16 protein-coding genes and 2 tRNA genes are annotated in these 17,659 nt (G+C 68.1%); 6 read left to right on the forward strand and 12 right to left on the reverse strand.

Annotated features, from left to right (window positions below; genetic code table 11):
• Positions 1-64: 64 nt before the first annotated feature.
• From U3653_RS04980 to U3653_RS04990, 3 genes are all read right to left on the reverse strand, one after another.
• Positions 65-379: a hypothetical protein gene (locus U3653_RS04980; RefSeq protein ID WP_195077440.1), complete on the reverse strand. Its 315-nt coding sequence runs from the start codon at positions 377-379 to the stop codon at positions 65-67.
• A gap of 172 nt (positions 380-551) precedes the next feature.
• Positions 552-1,184: a transglycosylase SLT domain-containing protein gene (locus tag U3653_RS04985; protein WP_195077441.1), complete on the reverse strand. Its 633-nt coding sequence runs from the start codon at positions 1,182-1,184 to the stop codon at positions 552-554.
• Positions 1,185-1,894: 710 nt separating this feature from the next.
• Positions 1,895-1,967 (reverse strand) — tRNA-Lys (locus U3653_RS04990).
• A 307-nt stretch (positions 1,968-2,274) separates the two neighbouring features.
• Between U3653_RS04990 and U3653_RS04995 the strand changes: the two genes are divergently transcribed.
• Entirely contained in the window at positions 2,275-3,513 is a 1,239-nt protein-coding gene (locus U3653_RS04995) for a L,D-transpeptidase (RefSeq protein ID WP_195077442.1), read from the forward strand.
• Positions 3,514-3,579: 66 nt separating this feature from the next.
• On the opposite strand, the gene U3653_RS05000 is transcribed toward U3653_RS04995, so the two are convergent.
• The 3 genes from U3653_RS05000 to orn all read right to left on the reverse strand — a co-directional run bounded on the left by U3653_RS05000 (position 3,580) and on the right by orn (position 5,061).
• A complete protein-coding gene (locus U3653_RS05000; RefSeq protein WP_195077443.1) occupies positions 3,580-3,831 on the reverse strand; it encodes a hypothetical protein in 252 nt (83 codons plus the stop codon).
• A gap of 460 nt (positions 3,832-4,291) precedes the next feature.
• Positions 4,292-4,367: transfer RNA gene (locus tag U3653_RS05005), tRNA-His, on the reverse strand.
• A 55-nt stretch (positions 4,368-4,422) separates the two neighbouring features.
• Positions 4,423-5,061 (reverse strand): oligoribonuclease, encoded by a 639-nt coding sequence (gene orn, locus U3653_RS05010; protein WP_397070126.1) that lies wholly within the window; start codon positions 5,059-5,061, stop codon positions 4,423-4,425.
• Between the two features lie 200 nt (positions 5,062-5,261).
• Here orn and U3653_RS05015 point away from each other — a divergent pair, with 200 nt between their 5' ends.
• Positions 5,262-6,944: a helicase HerA-like domain-containing protein gene (locus U3653_RS05015; RefSeq protein ID WP_195077445.1), complete on the forward strand. Its 1,683-nt coding sequence runs from the start codon at positions 5,262-5,264 to the stop codon at positions 6,942-6,944.
• Positions 6,945-6,957: 13 nt separating this feature from the next.
• Here U3653_RS05015 and lysA read toward each other — a convergent pair whose 3' ends face one another.
• The 4 genes from lysA to U3653_RS05035 form a co-directional block, all read right to left on the reverse strand.
• On the reverse strand, positions 6,958-8,301 hold the full coding sequence (gene lysA / locus U3653_RS05020; RefSeq protein WP_195077446.1) for a diaminopimelate decarboxylase: 1,344 nt from the start codon (positions 8,299-8,301) through the stop codon (positions 6,958-6,960).
• A gap of 142 nt (positions 8,302-8,443) precedes the next feature.
• Positions 8,444-9,247, reverse strand: coding sequence for a mycolate reductase (cmrA, locus tag U3653_RS05025; RefSeq protein ID WP_195077447.1), 804 nt, complete (start codon positions 9,245-9,247; stop codon positions 8,444-8,446).
• 105 nt (positions 9,248-9,352) lie between these two features.
• Entirely contained in the window at positions 9,353-11,383 is a 2,031-nt protein-coding gene (locus U3653_RS05030) for an FAD-dependent oxidoreductase (RefSeq protein WP_195077448.1), read from the reverse strand.
• Positions 11,380-11,958 carry a PadR family transcriptional regulator gene (locus U3653_RS05035; protein WP_195077449.1) on the reverse strand — a complete coding sequence of 193 codons (579 nt, stop codon included), beginning with the start codon at positions 11,956-11,958 and terminating at the stop codon, positions 11,380-11,382. Before U3653_RS05035 ends, U3653_RS05030 begins: the two co-directional genes overlap by 4 nt.
• 110 nt (positions 11,959-12,068) lie before the next feature.
• Here U3653_RS05035 and U3653_RS05040 point away from each other — a divergent pair, with 110 nt between their 5' ends.
• The gene (locus U3653_RS05040) at positions 12,069-13,433 is read left to right on the forward strand and encodes an MFS transporter (RefSeq protein ID WP_195077450.1); all 1,365 of its coding nucleotides are present in this window, start codon (positions 12,069-12,071) and stop codon (positions 13,431-13,433) included.
• Position 13,434: 1 nt separating this feature from the next.
• On the opposite strand, the gene U3653_RS05045 is transcribed toward U3653_RS05040, so the two are convergent.
• Positions 13,435-14,055, reverse strand: a complete 621-nt coding sequence (locus U3653_RS05045) for a TetR family transcriptional regulator (protein ID WP_323123932.1) — start codon at positions 14,053-14,055, stop codon at positions 13,435-13,437.
• A 171-nt stretch (positions 14,056-14,226) separates the two neighbouring features.
• Here U3653_RS05045 and U3653_RS05050 point away from each other — a divergent pair, with 171 nt between their 5' ends.
• Genes U3653_RS05050 through U3653_RS05060 form a run of 3 tightly spaced genes read left to right on the forward strand, consistent with a single transcriptional unit; the run spans position 14,227 to position 16,835 of the window.
• Complete coding sequence (locus U3653_RS05050; protein WP_195077452.1) at positions 14,227-15,348, forward strand: ferredoxin reductase; 1,122 nt, start codon at positions 14,227-14,229, stop codon at positions 15,346-15,348.
• A gap of 20 nt (positions 15,349-15,368) precedes the next feature.
• A complete protein-coding gene (locus U3653_RS05055) occupies positions 15,369-16,517 on the forward strand; it encodes a fatty acid desaturase family protein (RefSeq protein WP_195077453.1) in 1,149 nt (382 codons plus the stop codon).
• Complete coding sequence (locus U3653_RS05060; RefSeq protein WP_195077454.1) at positions 16,518-16,835, forward strand: hypothetical protein; 318 nt, start codon at positions 16,518-16,520, stop codon at positions 16,833-16,835. It begins immediately after the preceding gene.
• Here the strand turns inward: U3653_RS05060 and U3653_RS05065 are convergent, their stop codons facing one another.
• Entirely contained in the window at positions 16,836-17,366 is a 531-nt protein-coding gene (locus U3653_RS05065; RefSeq protein ID WP_195077455.1) for a DUF4254 domain-containing protein, read from the reverse strand. It abuts the gene before it with no gap.
• Positions 17,367-17,659: the final 293 nt, after the last annotated feature.

Genomic DNA, 17,659 nt, shown 5'->3' on the forward strand with positions numbered 1-17,659 from the left:
TCTACTCTACGTAATTCTGTAGTAGACGTGAGAAATGTTGCGGCACAGCATATTTGGCGGATCATCAGGTCCATGGTGTGATCGGCGGCTTCACCCAGAGCAGCTTCTCGTCGGTGTGCTCCCGCCGCGCCGAGGGATGCCGCGGATGGCGGGCGGCCCAGGCGTCCTTCTCGGTCAGCAGTCGCGCCACCGCGGTCCAGGTCTCGTCGGTGCTCGGCGGATTCGTCCCGGCGGCCCTGGCCAGTTTGCGCCGAATCGGCGCGGGCATCGCCAGCACCTCGGGTTCGGTGATGCCTCGGTGCCAGAGGTAGCTCGCCAGCCGGCGCGCCTTCTCGGCGCGGCTCTTGGCGGCCGCGTCGCTGTGTGCGTAGTCGGTCACGGCAAGGTCCAGTGGTCGCAGGTGTGCCGACCATTATGGCCGGAGCTCGGCCCGTCGATCGCCCGGCGCACGGCCGGGAGCCGGAGGGACGCGTCAGGCCGACGGCGCGGATCGGCCGGAAAGCGCCACAGCCTCCCCATCAATGGATGGGGAGGCTGCGTGGCGGGATGGCTCAGTACGCGCTGTTGACGTTGTCCATCGAGCCGTAGCGGTGCGCCGCGTAGTTGCAGGCGGCGACGATGTTGGCGACCGGGTCCCAGATGTCGAAGGGCGTGCCCGCGACGTGGTAGGTGGCGAAGGTGGGGTCGATCACCTGGAGCAGGCCCTTGGACGGGATGCCCATGGCTGCGTTGGAGTCCCACAGGTTGATGGCCTGGGGGTTGCCGGTCGACTCGCGCATGATGTTGCGGTAGATGCCGTTGTAGGTGCCGGGAATGCCGTTCGCCGACATGATGTCCAGCGCCTGGCGGATCCAGCCGTCCAGGTTGTCCGGGTAGACCGGCGGGGCCGGGGCGGGCATCGGGGCAGGCTCGGGAGCGGGCGCGGGAGCCGGGGCGGGCGCGGGTGCGGGCATCGGTGCGGGGATCGCCTCTGCGGCCGGAGCGGCGACCTCGGCGGCGACCGGAGCGGCGACTGCCTCCGGCTGCTGCTCGGCCACCATGGCGATGCGAGACGGGACGCTGTTGTCGGCAACGGACGCCGCGGAGCAGGCGGCCACGGCCACGACACCGGCGGCGGCGAATCCGACGGTGACGGTTTCGCGGAGCGAGGGGCGACGAAGGGCGGAAAGGCGTCTGTCAGGCATTGCGAATCGGTTCCTTGATCGGGGACTTACTCGATCCGGCCGCAGTTGGGCAGCACGGATCCTGCGGCGTACGCTCGTGTGCGTTCGCCGAAACGGCCATGTGCTGTTGTGTGGTTTTGTTGTGGGGGACGCTGATGTCCCCGGAACGCGACGCTTCGTGCGTACGGCACCGGATCGCCCTCGGTGGGGCTCGGCCGCTTGTCGCGTGAGACTCCGCATCCTCGATGCGGAGAGACGGGCGGAAGTATGGGATTGCGGGTCCGTTGCCGGATTCCGCTCCGCCGATCACGTGGCGGGCAGTGCCTGCCGTGTGATCGTTACCGAATCGGTGTCTACAACTCCTCGGGCTGACCAAACTTCAGGTCGCTTTGTGACCTGATTGCAGAATGGTCACGCATGGTTAACAGAGGGTGAACTGATCATGAATGGCAGGTGCTGCCGATCTTGGAACGCCCAGGGCGCGGTTGCCGAATCGTTATCCAAGCTGGGAGTTTGCTGCTAAACCTCTTGTGCTGTACATCACAGAACTTTTCAGCCACCGAGGTGGATTTCAGGGCCGCGACGGGCGTATCGCTGTCCGAATCGGGACAGCAGGTGCATCTGGGAAAGAGGCCAGGTCACGGTGATGTCACGGGAATCGGGACGCCGTGGAGACGAAAGAACCGTGCCCTTGCCAGCCGATGACTGACAAGGGCACGGTTCTCGAATTGTGCGCCATCAGGGACTCGAACCCCGAACCCGCTGATTAAGAGTCAGCTGCTCTGCCAATTGAGCTAATGGCGCTTGCTCCGTGTTCCGGTGCGGGACAAACCTTAACAGGCTGGGGCCGCAGAAGTGAAATCGTGTCCTGACCGGCGCGGATGTGATGTCCTCCCGCGCCGGTAACGCGGGGGTGCGGCGTGTTGATCTAGAGGGTGGTAACGCTGCAGTGACGGACGAGGTGTTCACATTGGCCTGGACGTGACGCACTGGCAGAATGTCCGATTGTGGTTTCGACCGCCCGCGTACACGGCGGGGTGAGCGGCGTGGCGGTCGGCATCCGAAGCCATCGGTGTGTCCTGGAGCACCGAGACTTTGAAACGGGGTTGAAATGAGTGTTGGTCTGGGTCGGCGCGAGCGTAAGCCGGCCAAACGGTGGTCGCTACGCACGTTCGCGGGGCCGGTGATCGTCGTGGCGGTCGCCGCGCTGGCATCGACGGGATGTTCGGCGTCCGACGCCGCCGATGCGGCCCAGGTGGCCATCGACCGCAACCCCATCACGGAATTGATCAAGCCCAAACTGATGTCGCCGGTGAAAGACGGTGAAGTCGGTGTGTCGCCCGGCGTCCCGCTGGCGTTCAAGGTCGAGGACGGCAAGTTCACCAATGTGACCTTGGTCAGTCCGCAGGGCAAGACGGTGGAGGGCAAGCTCGCCGCCGACGGCCGGTCGTGGGAGACCACCGAGGTGCTCGGCTACGGCAAGACCTACCGGCTGAAGGCGGACGCGATCGGGCTCGGCGGCGCGAACTCCGCGACGCTGAGTTTCACCACGAGCTCGCCCGGTAACCAGACCAAGCCCTACCTCGTCCCCGGTGAGGCGGAGGTCGTCGGCATCGGCCAGCCGGTGGCCGTCCAGTTCGACGAGAACATTCCCGACCGGAAGGCCGCGCAGGATGCGATCAAGATCACCACGGAGCCGCCCGTCGAGGGCGCGTTCTATTGGGTGAACAATCGTGAGGTGCGCTGGCGGCCGGAGCATTTCTGGGCGCCGGGGACGAAGGTCACCGTCGATGTGAACGTCTACGGGCGCGATCTCGGCAACGGTCTGTACGGCCAGGACAACATCCACTCGTTCTTCACCATCGGCGACGCGATGGTCTTCACCGCCGACGACAACACCAAGCAGGTGACCGTGGAGCTGAACGGTCAGGTGATCCGCACCATGCCGACCTCGATGGGCAAGGACAGCACGCCCACCGACAACGGCGTCTACATCGTGGCCGACCGGCACGAGAAGATCATCATGGACTCCTCGACCTACGGCGTCGCGGTCAATTCGCCCGACGGGTACAAGACGCCGGTGGACTTCGCGACCCGGCTGTCCTACAGCGGCATCTTCTTCCACTCCGCGCCGTGGTCGGTGGGTGCGCAGGGGTACAGCAACACCAGTCACGGCTGCCTGAACCTCAGCCCGGCGAACGCGCAGTGGGTCTTCCAGAACGCCAAGCGCGGTGACATCACGATCGTGAAGAACACCGTGGGCGGCACCCTGTCCGGTGTGGACGGCTTGGGTGACTGGAACATCCCGTGGCCGGTCTGGAAGGCGGGTAACGCCGAGGACAACCGCTGAGCCGAAACCAAAGCCGAACGGGCCGCCGGAGCGAATCCGGCGGCCCGTTCGGCGTTCACGGTGCGTTCACGGCAGCATGTTGCACCCTAATTGGGCGTCGCCCAGGATCGCGATGGCGCTGCCGGTGGCGGCGCACAGCAGCTTGCTGCCCGCCGAACCGGTGCCGGAGGAACCGGTGGTGGCCAGGCCGCCCGCCGATCCGCTCGACGCCGAGCCGGAGTCGGGCAGCGTGGGCAGTCCGATGCCCGCGACCGCGGTCCCGCTGGATCCGATGACGAGGGTGGCGCCGACGAAGGCTGCGATTACCGCGGAACGCATCACGAGGTGTGTCTTTCTGGTCGAACCGGGAAGGCGCCCCAGCGACACCGTCCCACGTGCACCGCAGTCTACGGACGAGTGGCGGATTCTGGAGTGGATTTGTTTCACATCGCGGCGAATGGGCGCGCGGTGGAAAGGATTGGGGCGCAGTGGGAAAGCCGTCGTGGCTCGGTGCCGCGGCAGCATCGGCGGCTGCCTGGCGAGCGCCGCCTGCGGTGAAACGGCTGCGATCGGCCTGCTGGCGGGCGTTGCTCGTGGCCAGGACATACTTCGGAAAGCCGCTCGGCACCGCGGTCATACGCACACCGTCGATCAGGTCGTGCTAGGCCGACGACCATTTCGCGCCGTCGCCGACGCTGGGAGGATTCCGCGAAGCCTCCGCTGTGGCGGATGAACAGAGAGGAAGAGGCTGGTCTGGTGTGCGAACCGCCCCGGAGGACGGTTCGCACACCGCGACACCTGGGGTGAGCGACGGGACTCGAACCCGCGACAGCCAGGATCACAACCTGGTGCTCTACCAACTGAACTACGCTCACCATCGCCGGTGAAGAACCGGCGGGCTAGATATTAGCGTGTCAACCCGCCCTGGCCCTAATCGGCGTCTGGCGACCCGTTGACCTGCGCCGATTCGGACCGCTGCGTGGCGCTCTCGGCCACCTCGGCGGCCACGGCGGCGATTTCGGTGGTGGAAGGGCCCGGCGGTGCGACGAACGCGGTGCGCCGGTAGTACTCCAGCTCGCGGATGGACTCCTGGATGTCGGCCAGGGCGCGATGGCTCAGCCCCTTCTCCGGCTGGCCGAAGTAGATACGCGGGTACCAGCGGCGGCACAGCTCCTTGATCGAGCTCACGTCGACCATCCGGTAGTGCAGATGGGCATCGAGCAGCGGCATGTCCCTGGCGATGAAACCGCGGTCGGTGGCGATCGAGTTGCCGGCCAGCGGCACGGTGCGCGGGGTGGGGATGTACTGGCGGATGTAGTCGAGCACGCGATGCTCGGCCTCTTCGAGGGTGACGGTGGAGCGGCGGACCTCATCGGTCAGCCCGGACCGCGCGTGCATCTCGGCGACCACGGCGGGCATCGCGGCCAGCGCGTCGTCGTCGGCGTGGATGACGATGTCCACGCCCTCGCCGAGGATGTTGAGATCGCTGTCGGTCACGAGTGCGGCCACTTCGATCAGCTTGTCGCTGTCCAAGCGCAAGCCGGTCATCTCGCAATCCATCCACACCATGTATTTGTCGGACACCCGTGCAACATTAGCCGGGCGAAGGGCCGGTGCAGGCGGTACGGCACGGCAACCCCGAAGCCGCCGATGTGGCCATGAACTCGACCAGCGGAGATACAGTTTCTTCTGGTTCGCAACCAGGTGTTTTCGGGGCCGCGGCAAACAGTGAGTGAAGCAGTCGGGTCGAGCCAGGACGGAGACGTGCGATGACCACTCCGCAGGAGAAGGCGGCCGCGGCGCGTAAAGCGGCCGACGAGGCGGCGCGGATCGCGGCGGAGGCGGCAGCCGCCGCGGAGGCGGCGGAACGGGAACTGGCCGAGCAGACAGCGGGCGGAGCCGGTGCGCAGAGGCGGGACGAACCGTCCGAGGGCCAGGCCGCCGCAGGGGAGATCGCCGCAGGCTACGCGTTCGAAGGGGATGCGCTGGATCTGGGCACCGTCGTGGTCGACGGGACGGTGGATCCCGGCGCGCGCATCCGTATCCCGTTGCGGATGATGAACCGGCACGGCTTGGTCGCGGGGGCGACCGGAACGGGAAAGACGAAAACCCTGCAAAGCCTCGCGGAGCAACTGTCGAGCGCCGGGGTTCCGGTGGTGCTGGCCGATGTCAAAGGCGATCTGTCGGGGTTGGCCGAGCCGGGACGAACGAGCGAACGACTCGCCACGCGCATCGCCGAGACGGGCGCGGACTGGGCGCCGACCGGCTTCCCCACCGAGTTCGTCTCGCTGGGCACCGCCGGGGCCGGGCTTCCGATCCGCGCGACGATCAGTTCGTTCGGTCCGGTGCTGCTGAGCAAGGTGCTCGGACTGAACGAGACGCAGGAATCCACCCTCGGCCTGATCTTCCACTGGGCGGACCGCAACGGTCTCGCGCTGCTGGATCTGAAGGACCTGCGCGCCGTGATCACCCACCTGACCAGCCCGGAGGGCAAGGACGACCGGAAAGGTATCGGCGGTGTCTCCGCGGCCACCGCCGGCGTGATCCTGCGCGCACTGGCGAATCTGGAGGCCGACGGCGGCGACACGTTCTTCGGCGAGCCCGAACTCGACCCGGCCGACCTTGTGCGGATGGTGGACGGGAAAGGGGTGATCACGCTCTTCGAGCTGGGCGCGGACGCGGCGCGGCCGGTGATGTTCTCCACCTTCCTGATGTGGGTGCTCGCCGACCTGTTCCAGACCCTGCCGGAGGTCGGCGACGTGGACCGGCCCGTGCTGGTCTTCCTCTTCGACGAGGCGCACCTGCTGTTCTCCGACGCTTCGAAGGCGTTCCTGGATCAGGTGGAGCAGACCGTCAAACTGATCCGGTCCAAGGGGGTGGGTGTGTTCTTCTGCACCCAGCTGCCCACCGACATCCCGAATCCGGTGCTGTCCCAGCTCGGCGCGCGCATCCAGCACGCACTGCGCGCGTTCACCCCGGACGACCAGAAGGCGCTGGCCAAGACCGTCCGTACCTATCCGACGACCGGTGTCTACGACCTGGAGCAGGCCCTGACCTCCCTCGGCACCGGCGAGGCGATCGTGACGGTGCTCTCCGAGCAGGGCGCGCCGGCGCCGGTGGCCTGGACCAGGATGCGGCCGCCGCGGTCGCTGATGGACACCATCGGCGCGGACGCGATCCGCTCGCGGGCGCTGTCCAGCCCGCTGGCCTCGAAGTACGCCGCGACCATCGACCGCGAGTCGGCCTACGAACTGCTGGCCGCGAAGGTCGCCGAGGCGCCGCGGGAGCCGCAACCGGCGCCCGTCCCCGGCCGCAGCGCGACCCGCGTGGAGGAGGAGTCCGCCGCCGAGCGGATCATGCGGAATCCCGCGGTGCGCGGCTTCCTGCGCTCGGCGGCCAGCGCGGCGGGACGTGAGATCACCCGCGGCCTGTTCGGCACCAGGCGCCGCTGAGCGGACGGCCGGATCAGCGCCCGACCTCACGGGCGAGCAGGTCGGTTGTCGTCTCCCTGCGGATCAGTTCGCGGGCGCGGCCGTGGCGAACGGCGATGATCGGAGGACGCCCGACACTGTTGTAGGACGAAGCCAAGCTGTGGTGGTAGGCGCCCGTACACGGCACCGCCAGCACTTCGCCGGGACGCAGATCGGCGGGCAGCCGCACGTCGGCGGCGAGGATGTCGCCCGCCTCGCAGAAGCGACCGGCGACCGTCGCGGTCATCTGCGGGCCGCACGGGTGACGGTTGGCGACCACCGCGTCGTAGCGCGCGCCGTACAGCGCGACGCGCGGGTTGTCGCTCATCCCGCCGTCCACGGTGACGTAGGTGTGCCCGCCCTCGACGTGTTTGATCGAGAGCACTCGGTACAGCGTCACCCCGGCTCGGGCGACGATCGCGCGGCCGGGTTCCAACGCGAGCACCGGGCGCGGGAAATGGTGGCGGGCGCAGGCGGCGTCGAGGGCGTCCTCCAGGATGTCGGCGAGTTCGGCGAGGTTCATTTCGGCGTCGCCGCCGCGATAGGCCACCGCGTGGCCGCCGCCCAGATCCAGCTGGGTCAAGACGACACCGTGGTCTTGCCGCACCTGTGCCATCGCCGCGACCATGCGCCGCACCGCCTCGCCGTAGTGGTCCGGCTGATGGATCTGTGAGCCCAGATGGCAGTGGAAGCCGACCAGGGTGAGGTTCGGCCTGCGCAGCACCCGGTCGATCGCCTCGGCGGCCGAATCGCCGCCGAGCGGAAAGCCGAATTTCTGGTCGTGTACGCCGGTGCGCACGGCCGGGTGACCGTGGACATCGATGCCGGGCGAGAGCCGCAGCAGCACCTGCTGCGATGTCGTGGTCAGGGCGGACAGCAGCGTGATCTCGGTGTGCGAGTCGATCACGATCCGGCCGACCCCGCCGCGCACGGCGGCGGCCAGTTCGTCGAACGACTTCCCGTTGCCGTGCAGGACGATGCGGGCGGGGTCCACCCCGGCCGCCAGCGCGACGGCCAGTTCGCCAGCCGAGCACACGTCCACCGAAAGCCCTTCCTGGGTAACCCAATCCAGCACCGCCCGGACAGTCAGGGCCTTGCCCGCGTAGATGATCTCGGCCTCCGGGAAAGCCTTGCGATAGGCCCGGCAGCGCGACCGCACCTCCTGCTCGTCCAAGACGTAGGTGGGCGTGCCGTACTGATCGGCGATATCGGCGAGGGCGACGCCGCCGAGGGTGATCCCGCCGTCGCCGTCGTAATGCGTTTCTCGCGGCCAGACCGTGGCATCCAGGCGCGAAGACGATCCCGAGCGCAAGGACGGGATGATGTCGAGCAGCGTCACGATGTTCTCCTGGGTCGCCCCCGCTTTCTCGAATTGCGGGGCCGATGCCAGGACTACGCCGGGTACCGGGCCGGTGGGCGCGTCGTTTGCGGATCCTTGACCACCCGGCGTCGCTTCTTGACGGCTCGCTGACGCGGTGGGCTCAGCTGCCGAGTTTCCGGTAGAACGCGCCCGCGATGGGGGCGGTGACCGCGCGCGGAGCATACTGTCCCGCCACGCTCATGCCCTTGCTGATCAGGCCGGGGACCACACGCATCTTGTTGCGGGCGAGCGCGTCGATGGACACCTTGGCGGTGTACTCCGAGGAGACCCACATGAAGTCGGGCACCATCCGGTCGACGATGGAGGCCTCGGCGGGGTCAGGGGTCTCGGTGCGGACGGGGCCGGGGGCCAGCAGGGTGACATGCACCCCGGAGCCTTTCAGCTCGCCGCGCAGCGATTCGGAGAACGTGTTGGCGAACGCTTTGCTCGCCGCGTAGGTGGCGTTGTTCGGGATCGGCATGTTGCCCGCGGCCGACCCGCTGATCAGGATGCCGCCGCTGCCGCGGGCGAGCATGCCGGGCAGCACGGCCAATGTCAGATCGTGCACGGCGACGGCGTTGAGCTCCATCTGCGCGCGCTCGTAGGCCGGGTCGAGTTCGGCGATCGCGCCGAAGGTCGCGATGCCCGCGTTGTTGCACAGGACGGCGATCTCGCGGGTCGCCAGTTCTTTCACCAGCACACCGCGCTGGTCGCGGTCGGCCAGATCGACCGCGCGCACCTCGGCGGTGATGCCGTGGGCCAGGGTCAGCCGCTGCGCGAGCTCGGTGAGCAGTTCCTCGCGGCGGGCGACGAGGATCAGCGAGTAGCCGCGGGCGGCGAGTTCGGCGGCGAGCGCGGTGCCGATGCCGGAGGAGGCGCCGGTGACGACCGCGCGGTTCTCGGAGGTGGGGGAGGGCAGGCTCACCCGATGCAGCCTAGGCGACGCGACGCGGTGGCCGGCCGCACGATCCCCGGCGCGGCATCCGTGCCGGGGCCGAGGCGGCCGGCGCGCGGCCCGGCCGCCGTCCGCTCACAGCCGCGCGGCCAGCCGGGTGCCCTGGTCGATGGCGCGCTTGGCGTCCAGTTCGGCGGCCAGATCGGCGCCGCCGATGAGGTGCGGGCTGATCCCCGCGGCGCGCAGCGGGGCCTCCAGATCACGCACGGATTCCTGGCCCGCGCAGACGACGACGTTGTCGACCGGGATCAACTGGGGCCGTTGTCGTTTCTCCCCGAAGCTGATGTGCAGGCCGTTGTCGTCGATGCGTTCGTAGTTGACGCCGCCGATCTGCTCGACGCCCTTGGCCTTCAGCGCGGCGCGGTGCACCCATCCGGATGTCTTGCCCAAATCCTTGCCGAACGGCGTCGACTTGCGTTGCAGCAGAACGACTTCGCGCGCCGCCGGCGCGGGCCGAGGCGTGGTGAGCTGTCCGCGGACCTGCTCGTCGTCGGAGGTGACGCCCCACTCCTGCTTCCACTCGTCCAGCTCGAGCGTGGGATGCCCTTCCACGGTGAGGAATTCGCTCACGTCGTAGCCGATGCCGCCCGCGCCGATCACGGCGACGCGCTTGCCGACCGGCTTCTCCTCCCGCACCAGCTCGGCGTAGGACACCACCATGGGGTGGTCGATACCGGGGATGTCGGGGATCCGCGGCCGCACGCCGGTGGCCAGCACGATTTCGTCGTAGCCGCCAGCGATGAGCTCGTCCGCGCCGACCCGTTTGTTCAAGTGCACCGTGACGCCGGTGAGCTGGAGCATCCGGGTGTAGTACCGGATCGATTCGCTGAACTCCTCTTTGCCCGGGATGCGGCGGGCGATGTCGAACTGGCCGCCGATCTTGTCGTCGGCCTCGAACAACTCGACGCGGTGGCCGCGTTCGGCGAGGTTCACCGCCGCGGAAAGCCCGGCCGGGCCCGCGCCGACCACGGCGACGCGCTTGCCGCGGCGGGTCGGCAGCAGCTTCAGCTCGGTCTCGTGCCCGGCGCGCGGATTGAGCAGGCACGACACGGTCTTGTGCTGGAAGGCGTGATCGAGGCAGGCCTGGTTGCACGCGATGCAGGTGTTGATCTCGTCGACGCGATCCTGCGCGGCCTTGTTCACCCACTGCGGGTCGGTGAGGAAGGGACGGGCCAGCGAGATCAACTGCGCGTCACCGCGGGTCAGGATCTCCTCGGCGACCTCGGGCATGTTGATCCGGTTGGACGCGCACACCGGGATGTTCACCCGCGCGGAGATCTTCGCGGTGAATTCGACGAAGGCGGCGCGGGGCACCGAGGTCACGATGGTGGGCACCCGCGCCTCGTGCCAGCCGATGTCGGTGTTCAGGATGTTCACCCCGGCGGCTTCCAGTTCCGTGGCCAGGGCGACGATCTCGTCGAATGTCTGCCCCTTCTCCACCAGTTCGGCCATCGACAGGCGGAACACGATGATGAAATCCGGGCCGACCGCGGCGCGGGTGCGGCGCACGATCTCCACCGCGATCCGGCGCCGGTTCTCCGGGGAGCCGCCCCACGCGTCGGTGCGCTTGTTGGTGCGCGGCGCGAGGAACTGGTTGATGAAATACCCTTCACCGCCCATGATCTCGCAGCCGTCGTACCCGGCGAACTGAGCGAGTTTCGCGCAGCGGGCGTAGTCGTCGATGGTGCGCTCGATGCCTTTCGCCGACAGCGCGCGCGGCCGGAACGGGTTGATCGGGGCCTTGATGGACGACGCCGACACGCTGCCGGGCATATACGAATAGCGACCGGCGTGCAGGATCTGGATGGCGATCTTGCCGCCGTGCTGGTGCACCGCCCTGGTGATCGTCCGGTGCCGGTACGCCTCGGTCTTGTTGGTCAGCTTGGCGCCGAACGGCAGCAGCCAGCCCGCGCGATTGGGCGCGTAGCCGCCGGTGATGATCAGGCCGACACCGCCGCGGGCGCGCTCGGCGAAGTAGGCGGCCAGCTTGTTGGTGTCCCAAGCGCGGTCCTCCAGCCCGGTGTGCATCGACCCCATCACCACGCGATTGCGCAGGGTGGTGAAGCCGAGATCCAGCGGCTCGAGCAAATGGGGGAACGAACTCATGGCTGCGGTCGCCTTTCTCCGTCCGCGTGCGGGGCTGTCGCGCGCGGGTGCAGTGCTTGCAGAACTTCGTCGCACCATTCGACGAATCCCGCCTCCACGCGGACGCCCGCGCGCAGGACGAGGTACTGGTGCAGGGCCGTCCCGGCGAGCCGGCCGGGGTCGGGGAAGTCGCGCTTCTCGATGTGCCGGTACAGCTCGAGCCGCTGGGCGTGCTGGTCGCGGTGGCGGGCCACCTCGGCACGCAACGCGGTGACATCGCCGTAGGCCGCCGCGCGGATCTTCACGGCGAGTTCGTTGCGCGGAGTGGCGGTATCGCTCGGCGCCGCTATCCAGCGCGCGAGTTCGGCGCGTCCGGTCTCGCTCACCGAGTAGACCTTCTTGTCCGGCCTGCCCTCTTGGACCACCGTCTCGCCGTCCACCCAGCCGGACTCCTCCATGCGCTTGAGCACGCGGTAGATCTGCTGGTGGGTGGCACTCCAGAAGTAACCGATGGACTTGTCGAAGCGGCGCGCCAGCTCGTAACCGGAGCCGGCGCGCTCGGTGAGCGATACCAGCAGCGCATGCTCGAGTGCCATGCGGTGAGAATAGCCGTGACACTCGGTACTATGCAACTGGGTGCATAGCAATGCGGCCGGTCTCGATTTCGGCCGGACTCGTGACGTCCGCGCGCATTAAGCTGCGCGGCATGACCGAGGTGAACGCCAGGGCGACCGTCGGGCAGGCCGCCGGGCGCGGGCAGGTGGTGGCGTGGGGGCTGTGGGATTGGGGGTCTTCTGCGTTCAACGCCGTGATCCTCACCTTCGTCTTCTCGGTGTATCTCACCGACAAGGTGGGTGACGATCTGCCCGGCGGTGTCTCCGCCAGCGCGTGGCTGGGGTGGGCGCTGGGCATCGCGGGGTTGATCGTGGCGTTGACCGCGCCGGTCAGCGGGCAGCGCTTCGACGCATCGGCGAAACGCAAGGGCTCGCTCGGTACCCTGACCGCGCTGACCATCGCGGCGATGACGCTGATGTTCTTCGTGCACGACGACTACCACGACCTGTGGTTCGGCTTGGCGCTGCTGGCGTTCGCGTCGGCCTGCTTCGAACTGGCGAACGTGCCGTACAACGCGATGCTGCGACAGGTCTCCACGCCGCGGACCGTCGGCCGGGTCTCCGGGTTCGGCTGGGCGATGGGCTATTTCGGCGGCATCTTCCTGCTGCTGATCTGCTACTTCGGCTTCATCGCAGGCGAGGGCGACAACCGCGGGCTGCTCGGTGTGCCCACCGACGAGGGGCTCAACATCCGCTTGGTGGCGGTGCTGGCCGCCGTCTGGTTCGCCGCCTTCGCCCTGCCGGTGCTGTTCGCGGTGCCCGAGCTGCCGCGGACGGACGCCGATCCCGGCGCGGCGAGCGCGGGCCTGCTCGGCTCGTATCGGGTGCTGTGGCGCGACCTGCGTGAACTGTGGCGCGTCGACCGGCGCACGGTCGGGTTCCTGGTGGCCAGCGCCGTCTTCCGGGACGGCCTCGCCGGGGTGTTCACCTTCGGCGCGGTGCTGGCCGTGCGGGTCTACGGGATCGCCGACTCGGACGTGCTGCTGTTCGGCATCGCCGCGAATGTCGTTGCGGCGCTGGGCGCGATCGTCGCGGGGCGCTTCGACGACCGGGCCGGGCCCAAGATCGTCATCGTGGTGTCCCTGGCCGCCATGCTGGTGTGCGGGCTGGCGCTGCTCGTGGTGTCGGGGCCGATGATGTTCTGGATCTTCGGGTTGCTGCTCACCGTCTTCGTCGGTCCGGCCCAGGCGGCGGCGCGCTCGTTCCTGACCCGCCTCGCGCCGCCGGGCCGCGAAGGTCAGCTCTTCGGCTTGTACACGACGACCGGACGGGCGGTGTCCTTCCTCGCGCCGAGTCTGTTCGGACTGTTCGTCTGGCTGTTCGGCACGGACCGGGCGGGCATCGTCGGCCTGCTGGTGGTGCTCGCGGCCGGGCTCGCGGTGCTGCTGCCGGTGCGGTCACCCGATCCGGTCGCCGTGGCGCGCGACGGCGTCGAGGACGCGCGGCCCGTCGAGTGAGCTAGCGCCGCTTCGGTGGCCGCCAGCCGCCCATGCCGAGCGCGATCAACCGCATCTGCTGGACGGTGCGGTCGATGATCGCCTGCTCGTCGCGCGGTGCGGCCGACACGTAGGCGGCGATCCCGTCGGTCACCGTGGTGACCATCAGGTCGGCGGCGATCTCCAGGTCTCGCGGTGTCCAGGAGTCAAGGGCCCGGATCCGGGACAGATCGGCGACCAGTTCGCGCACGATCAGTTGGATCTCCCTGGCGATGGCCGTGCGCAGCGCGGCGGACCCGCCGTGGCGCTCCCTGGTGAGGAAGCCGAACAGTTCCCGTTTGGGGCCCACTTGCGCGAAGACGAAGCGCACCGTGTCCGACAGCCCCGCGTCGGCGTTGCGGCGGACTTCCCGCAGCGCCAGCCGCAGCGCCGTGACGCCGTCGTCGACCAGAGTGGCGCCCAGGTCCTCCAACGACGCGAAGTGCCGGTAGAACGCCGTGGGCACGATGCCCGCCGAGCGGGCGATCTCCCGCAGGCTGAGCGCGGCGAATCCGCGCTCGGCGGCCAGCGCGAGGGTGCCGTCCAGGAGTGCCTGCCTGGTCCGCTCCTTGCGTTCGCCTCGGGTCGCTGCCTGCTCATTCATCCCGGTGAGCATACATCCGTTCACCATTCGACCTATCCCCAGATGTAGTTCGAGTCACATGTTTCGCCGGTTGACACCTAGCCCCGGTCATCGGTCACACTAGTTGAGTGTACAGACGTGCACTGAAATTCGGTCGCACGTCGTCAGCCCGACAAGAGGCACGGAGAACTAATGGTGGATCTCATCAACCTGGTGCAGACCCTGACCTCGCCACACCCGCTGGACCGCTATCTGGAGCTGGTCCGCCCCACCCTCACGGTGCGGGACATGCGGGCCGAAATCACTCACGTGCGCCGCTCGGCGCCGGGTTCGGTCACGCTCACGCTGCGCCCGACCCGGCAGTGGAAGGGCCACGTCGCCGGACAGTACGTCCAGATCGGCGTGGTGATCGATGGTGTGCGGCACACGCGGTGCTATTCGCCGGTGAACCCGGAAGGCGATCGGGATCGCCGCATCCAGCTGACCGTGAAAGCGCATCCGGACGGCTTGGTGTCGCAGTACCTCTACCGCAACGCCGCCCCCGGCATGGTGGTCGACTTGACACCCGCCGACGGCGTGTTCCGGCTGCCGGAGCCGCGGCCGCGGCGTGTGCTGCTGATCAGCGGCGGCAGCGGCATCACGCCGGTGCTGTCCATGCTGCGCACGCTCGCCGCGGAGGAGCATCCGGGCGAGGTCGTCTTCCTGCACTACGCGAAATCGCCCGCCGCGCTGCCGCATCGAGCGGAGCTGGACGCGATCGCGCGACGGCACCCGAACTTCCGCATCGAACTGCGCTACCCGCGCCGCACGCGGGACCTGCCGCCGAAGGTGGATCCCGATGCGCCGTGGGTGGACCTCGCCCAGCCGAAGGGCGACGGATATTTCGGCTACGACGAACTCGAGCGCGTCGCGCCGTGGTTCGCCGATGCGCAGACCTTCGTCTGCGGCCCGCCGGCGCTGATGGACGCGGTGCGCACGATCTACGAGGCCGAGCAGCTCGCCGACCGGCTGCACTCCGAGGAGTTCACACTGTCGCTCGCGCCGGTGGACGCCGCCGACGCGCACGGCACCGTCAGCTTCTCGGCCAGCGGCGTGAGCGCGCCGAACAACGGCGCCACGCTGCTCGAGCAGGCCGAATCCGCCGGTCTGAGTCCCGAGTACGGCTGCCGCATGGGGATCTGCTTTTCCTGCACCGCGGTGCGCCGCTCGGGCTGCACGCGCAATCTGCGCACCGGCGAAACCGACACCGACCCCGACCAGCCGATCCAGCTGTGCATCAGCGCGCCGGTCGGCGACGTCGACATCGACATCTGATTCACGAAGGGGAACGAATCATGACCATCCTGACCGAAACCGAGAACGGACCGCTGGTCCTGAGCCCGGACCAGATCGAAGAGCTCGGCCGCGAGCTCGACGAGCTGCGCGCCGTGATCGTCGCCGACCTCGGCGAACGCGACCGGGAATACCTGTATTCGATCATCAAGGCGCAGCGCGGATTCGAGATCGCCGGGCGCGGCCTGATGTATCTGGGCTTCCTTCCGCCCTTCTGGCTGGCCGCGGTGGCGGCGCTGAGTGTGTCGAAGATCCTGGACAACATGGAGATCGGCCACAACGTGATGCACGGCCAGTACGACTGGATGCGTGAGCCGGGCCTGAATTCCCGTGTCTTCGAATGGGACACCGTCTGCCCGGCCGACCAGTGGAAGCACTCGCACAACTATCTGCACCACACCTACACCAACATCCACAACAAGGACCGCGACATCGGCTACTCCATCCTGCGCATGGACGAGGCGCAGGAGTGGAACGTGCTGCGGCTCGGTCAGCCGCTGTACGCCTTCGTGCTCATGATGCTGTTCGAGTGGGGTGTCATGGGCCACGACCTCGAGGTCGAGAACATCCTGGCGGGGAAGAAGAAGTGGCCGGAGGTCAAGCGGCTGCTGCTCGGCCAGTGGCGCAAGGCCGGCAAGCAGGTGCTCAAGGACTACCTGGTGTTCCCCGCGCTGACCGGGCCGCTGTTCTTCCACACCTTGGCCGGTAACGCCACCGCCAACCTGGTGCGCAACGTGTGGGCCTTCGCCATCATCTTCTGCGGTCACTTCCCGGCCGGCGTACAGACGTTCACCGAGGAGGAGACCGCGGACGAGACCCGCGGCGAGTGGTACATCCGGCAGATGCTCGGCTCGGCCAACATCACCGGCAGCAAGCTGTTCCACATCATGTCCGGTAATTTGTCGCATCAGATCGAACACCATCTGTTTCCCGACCTGCCCGCGAGCCGTTATCCGGAGATGGCGCCGACCGTGCGCGCATTGTGTGAGAAGTACGGTTTGCCGTACAACACCGGCCCGCTCGGTAAGCAGATCGGCTCGGTGTGGAAGAAGATTTTCAAGCTGGCACTTCCGCCGCGCTGGGTCGAGAGCGAGCCGTCCCCCGGTGTTATCGTGATGCGTCAGCGAAAGGCGAGCGAAGCGGGCGTGTGAATGATCGGGAAATTCGAGAGCCGCAAGGATCTCATTCAGGAATTGACGTCCTCCGGCGCCAAGCACGTCGGCAATATCGCCAACATCATCACGGGGACCGTCGCCGAGGTCACCAGGGAGATCGGTGAGTGGATCACCGACGCCATCGAGATGAACGAAGCGGCGGCCGCGGCGCGCAGGGACGCGCAGGCGCAGCGGGATCTCGATCGTGACCTCGGTGACGAGGCCGAGGTCACGGTGCCGAAACCGCGGGCGGACGCGACCGAGGCGTTTCTGGACGCCGAGGTGGTCGAGCCCGGGGTGGACGAGCCGCGCTGATCACCACACCGGCAGCCTGCGCCGGTGCTGGAGGACGTCGGTGATCAGATCCTGATACCCGTCGAGCAGCTCGGCCAGCCTGGACCACTGCAGGTGGGCCTCCCCGCCCGCCTGCGCCGGGTGCGGCCCGGTCGTGATCTCCTCGTCCAAAGAGTGACGAGCCGCAACCCATTTGGCCGCGATTCGGTCGACGACCGCGCCGAGCGTCTCGGTATGCAGGGAAGCGCCTTCCCGGTGCTGCACGTTCGCGGCCACCCAGGCGTCGATCCGCCCGATCCATTCGGTGCGGCAGCCGTCGATGTCCTCCACTTGCTGGGTGCACGCCGCGACGCGGGTGCTCGATGCCTCCGGGGCGTGTGCCCGCTCGAGCGCCCGCTGCCGTCGCTCATGGCAGTCGACGAGTTTCCGCGCCGCGTGCAGCACGCTGTGCCGGTGCTGGTTGTCGCCTGGTTCGCGAATCGCGCGAAGGAGTGCGGCGGGCGGCGGAAGCTCTTCGGCTCCGAAACTGCGCTGAGCGTATTCGGTGGGCATGACCTACCTCTGCGACACGACGAATCCTGGATACGCCAGGGCCGAGGGGGATTTCGGGGAGGGGCGCCCCTCGGCTCCGGCGCAGTCCCGCACCCGGCTGCCATCCCACGTTCCACCGGCACGGCAGAGAAACCGGGAATTCCGCGACGATGCGAGAGAAGACGGTCCGAGAAATCAGGACACTTTCCAGGAAAGCGCGGTAGCCGAAGCCGCGCAACACTCTGGTCTGCGAATCCGAAAGCTGCCGGGAAATCGTTATGTTCCGTTACGGATCGGTCAACCGGGCGCCGGCG

Source organism: Nocardia implantans (assembly GCF_035544775.1).
In the GTDB taxonomy this organism is placed as follows: domain Bacteria; phylum Actinomycetota; class Actinomycetes; order Mycobacteriales; family Mycobacteriaceae; genus Nocardia; species Nocardia implantans.

Coding starts and splice junctions, on each gene's coding strand:
- U3653_RS05035 (WP_195077449.1), bottom strand. CDS start 11,958: ATGGCACTCGAGCATGCGCTGCTGGTATCGCTCACCGAGCGCGCCGGC.
- U3653_RS05040 (WP_195077450.1), top strand. CDS start 12,069: ATGACCGAGGTGAACGCCAGGGCGACCGTCGGGCAGGCCGCCGGGCGC.
- U3653_RS05050 (WP_195077452.1), top strand. CDS start 14,227: ATGGTGGATCTCATCAACCTGGTGCAGACCCTGACCTCGCCACACCCG.
- U3653_RS05000 (WP_195077443.1), bottom strand. CDS start 3,831: ATGCGTTCCGCGGTAATCGCAGCCTTCGTCGGCGCCACCCTCGTCATC.
- U3653_RS05015 (WP_195077445.1), top strand. CDS start 5,262: ATGACCACTCCGCAGGAGAAGGCGGCCGCGGCGCGTAAAGCGGCCGAC.
- U3653_RS05065 (WP_195077455.1), bottom strand. CDS start 17,366: ATGCCCACCGAATACGCTCAGCGCAGTTTCGGAGCCGAAGAGCTTCCG.
- U3653_RS05030 (WP_195077448.1), bottom strand. CDS start 11,383: ATGAGTTCGTTCCCCCATTTGCTCGAGCCGCTGGATCTCGGCTTCACC.
- U3653_RS05055 (WP_195077453.1), top strand. CDS start 15,369: ATGACCATCCTGACCGAAACCGAGAACGGACCGCTGGTCCTGAGCCCG.
- orn (WP_397070126.1), bottom strand. CDS start 5,061: ATGGTGTGGATGGATTGCGAGATGACCGGCTTGCGCTTGGACAGCGAC.
- U3653_RS05060 (WP_195077454.1), top strand. CDS start 16,518: ATGATCGGGAAATTCGAGAGCCGCAAGGATCTCATTCAGGAATTGACG.
- U3653_RS04995 (WP_195077442.1), top strand. CDS start 2,275: ATGAGTGTTGGTCTGGGTCGGCGCGAGCGTAAGCCGGCCAAACGGTGG.
- U3653_RS05045 (WP_323123932.1), bottom strand. CDS start 14,055: ATGAATGAGCAGGCAGCGACCCGAGGCGAACGCAAGGAGCGGACCAGG.
- U3653_RS04985 (WP_195077441.1), bottom strand. CDS start 1,184: ATGCCTGACAGACGCCTTTCCGCCCTTCGTCGCCCCTCGCTCCGCGAA.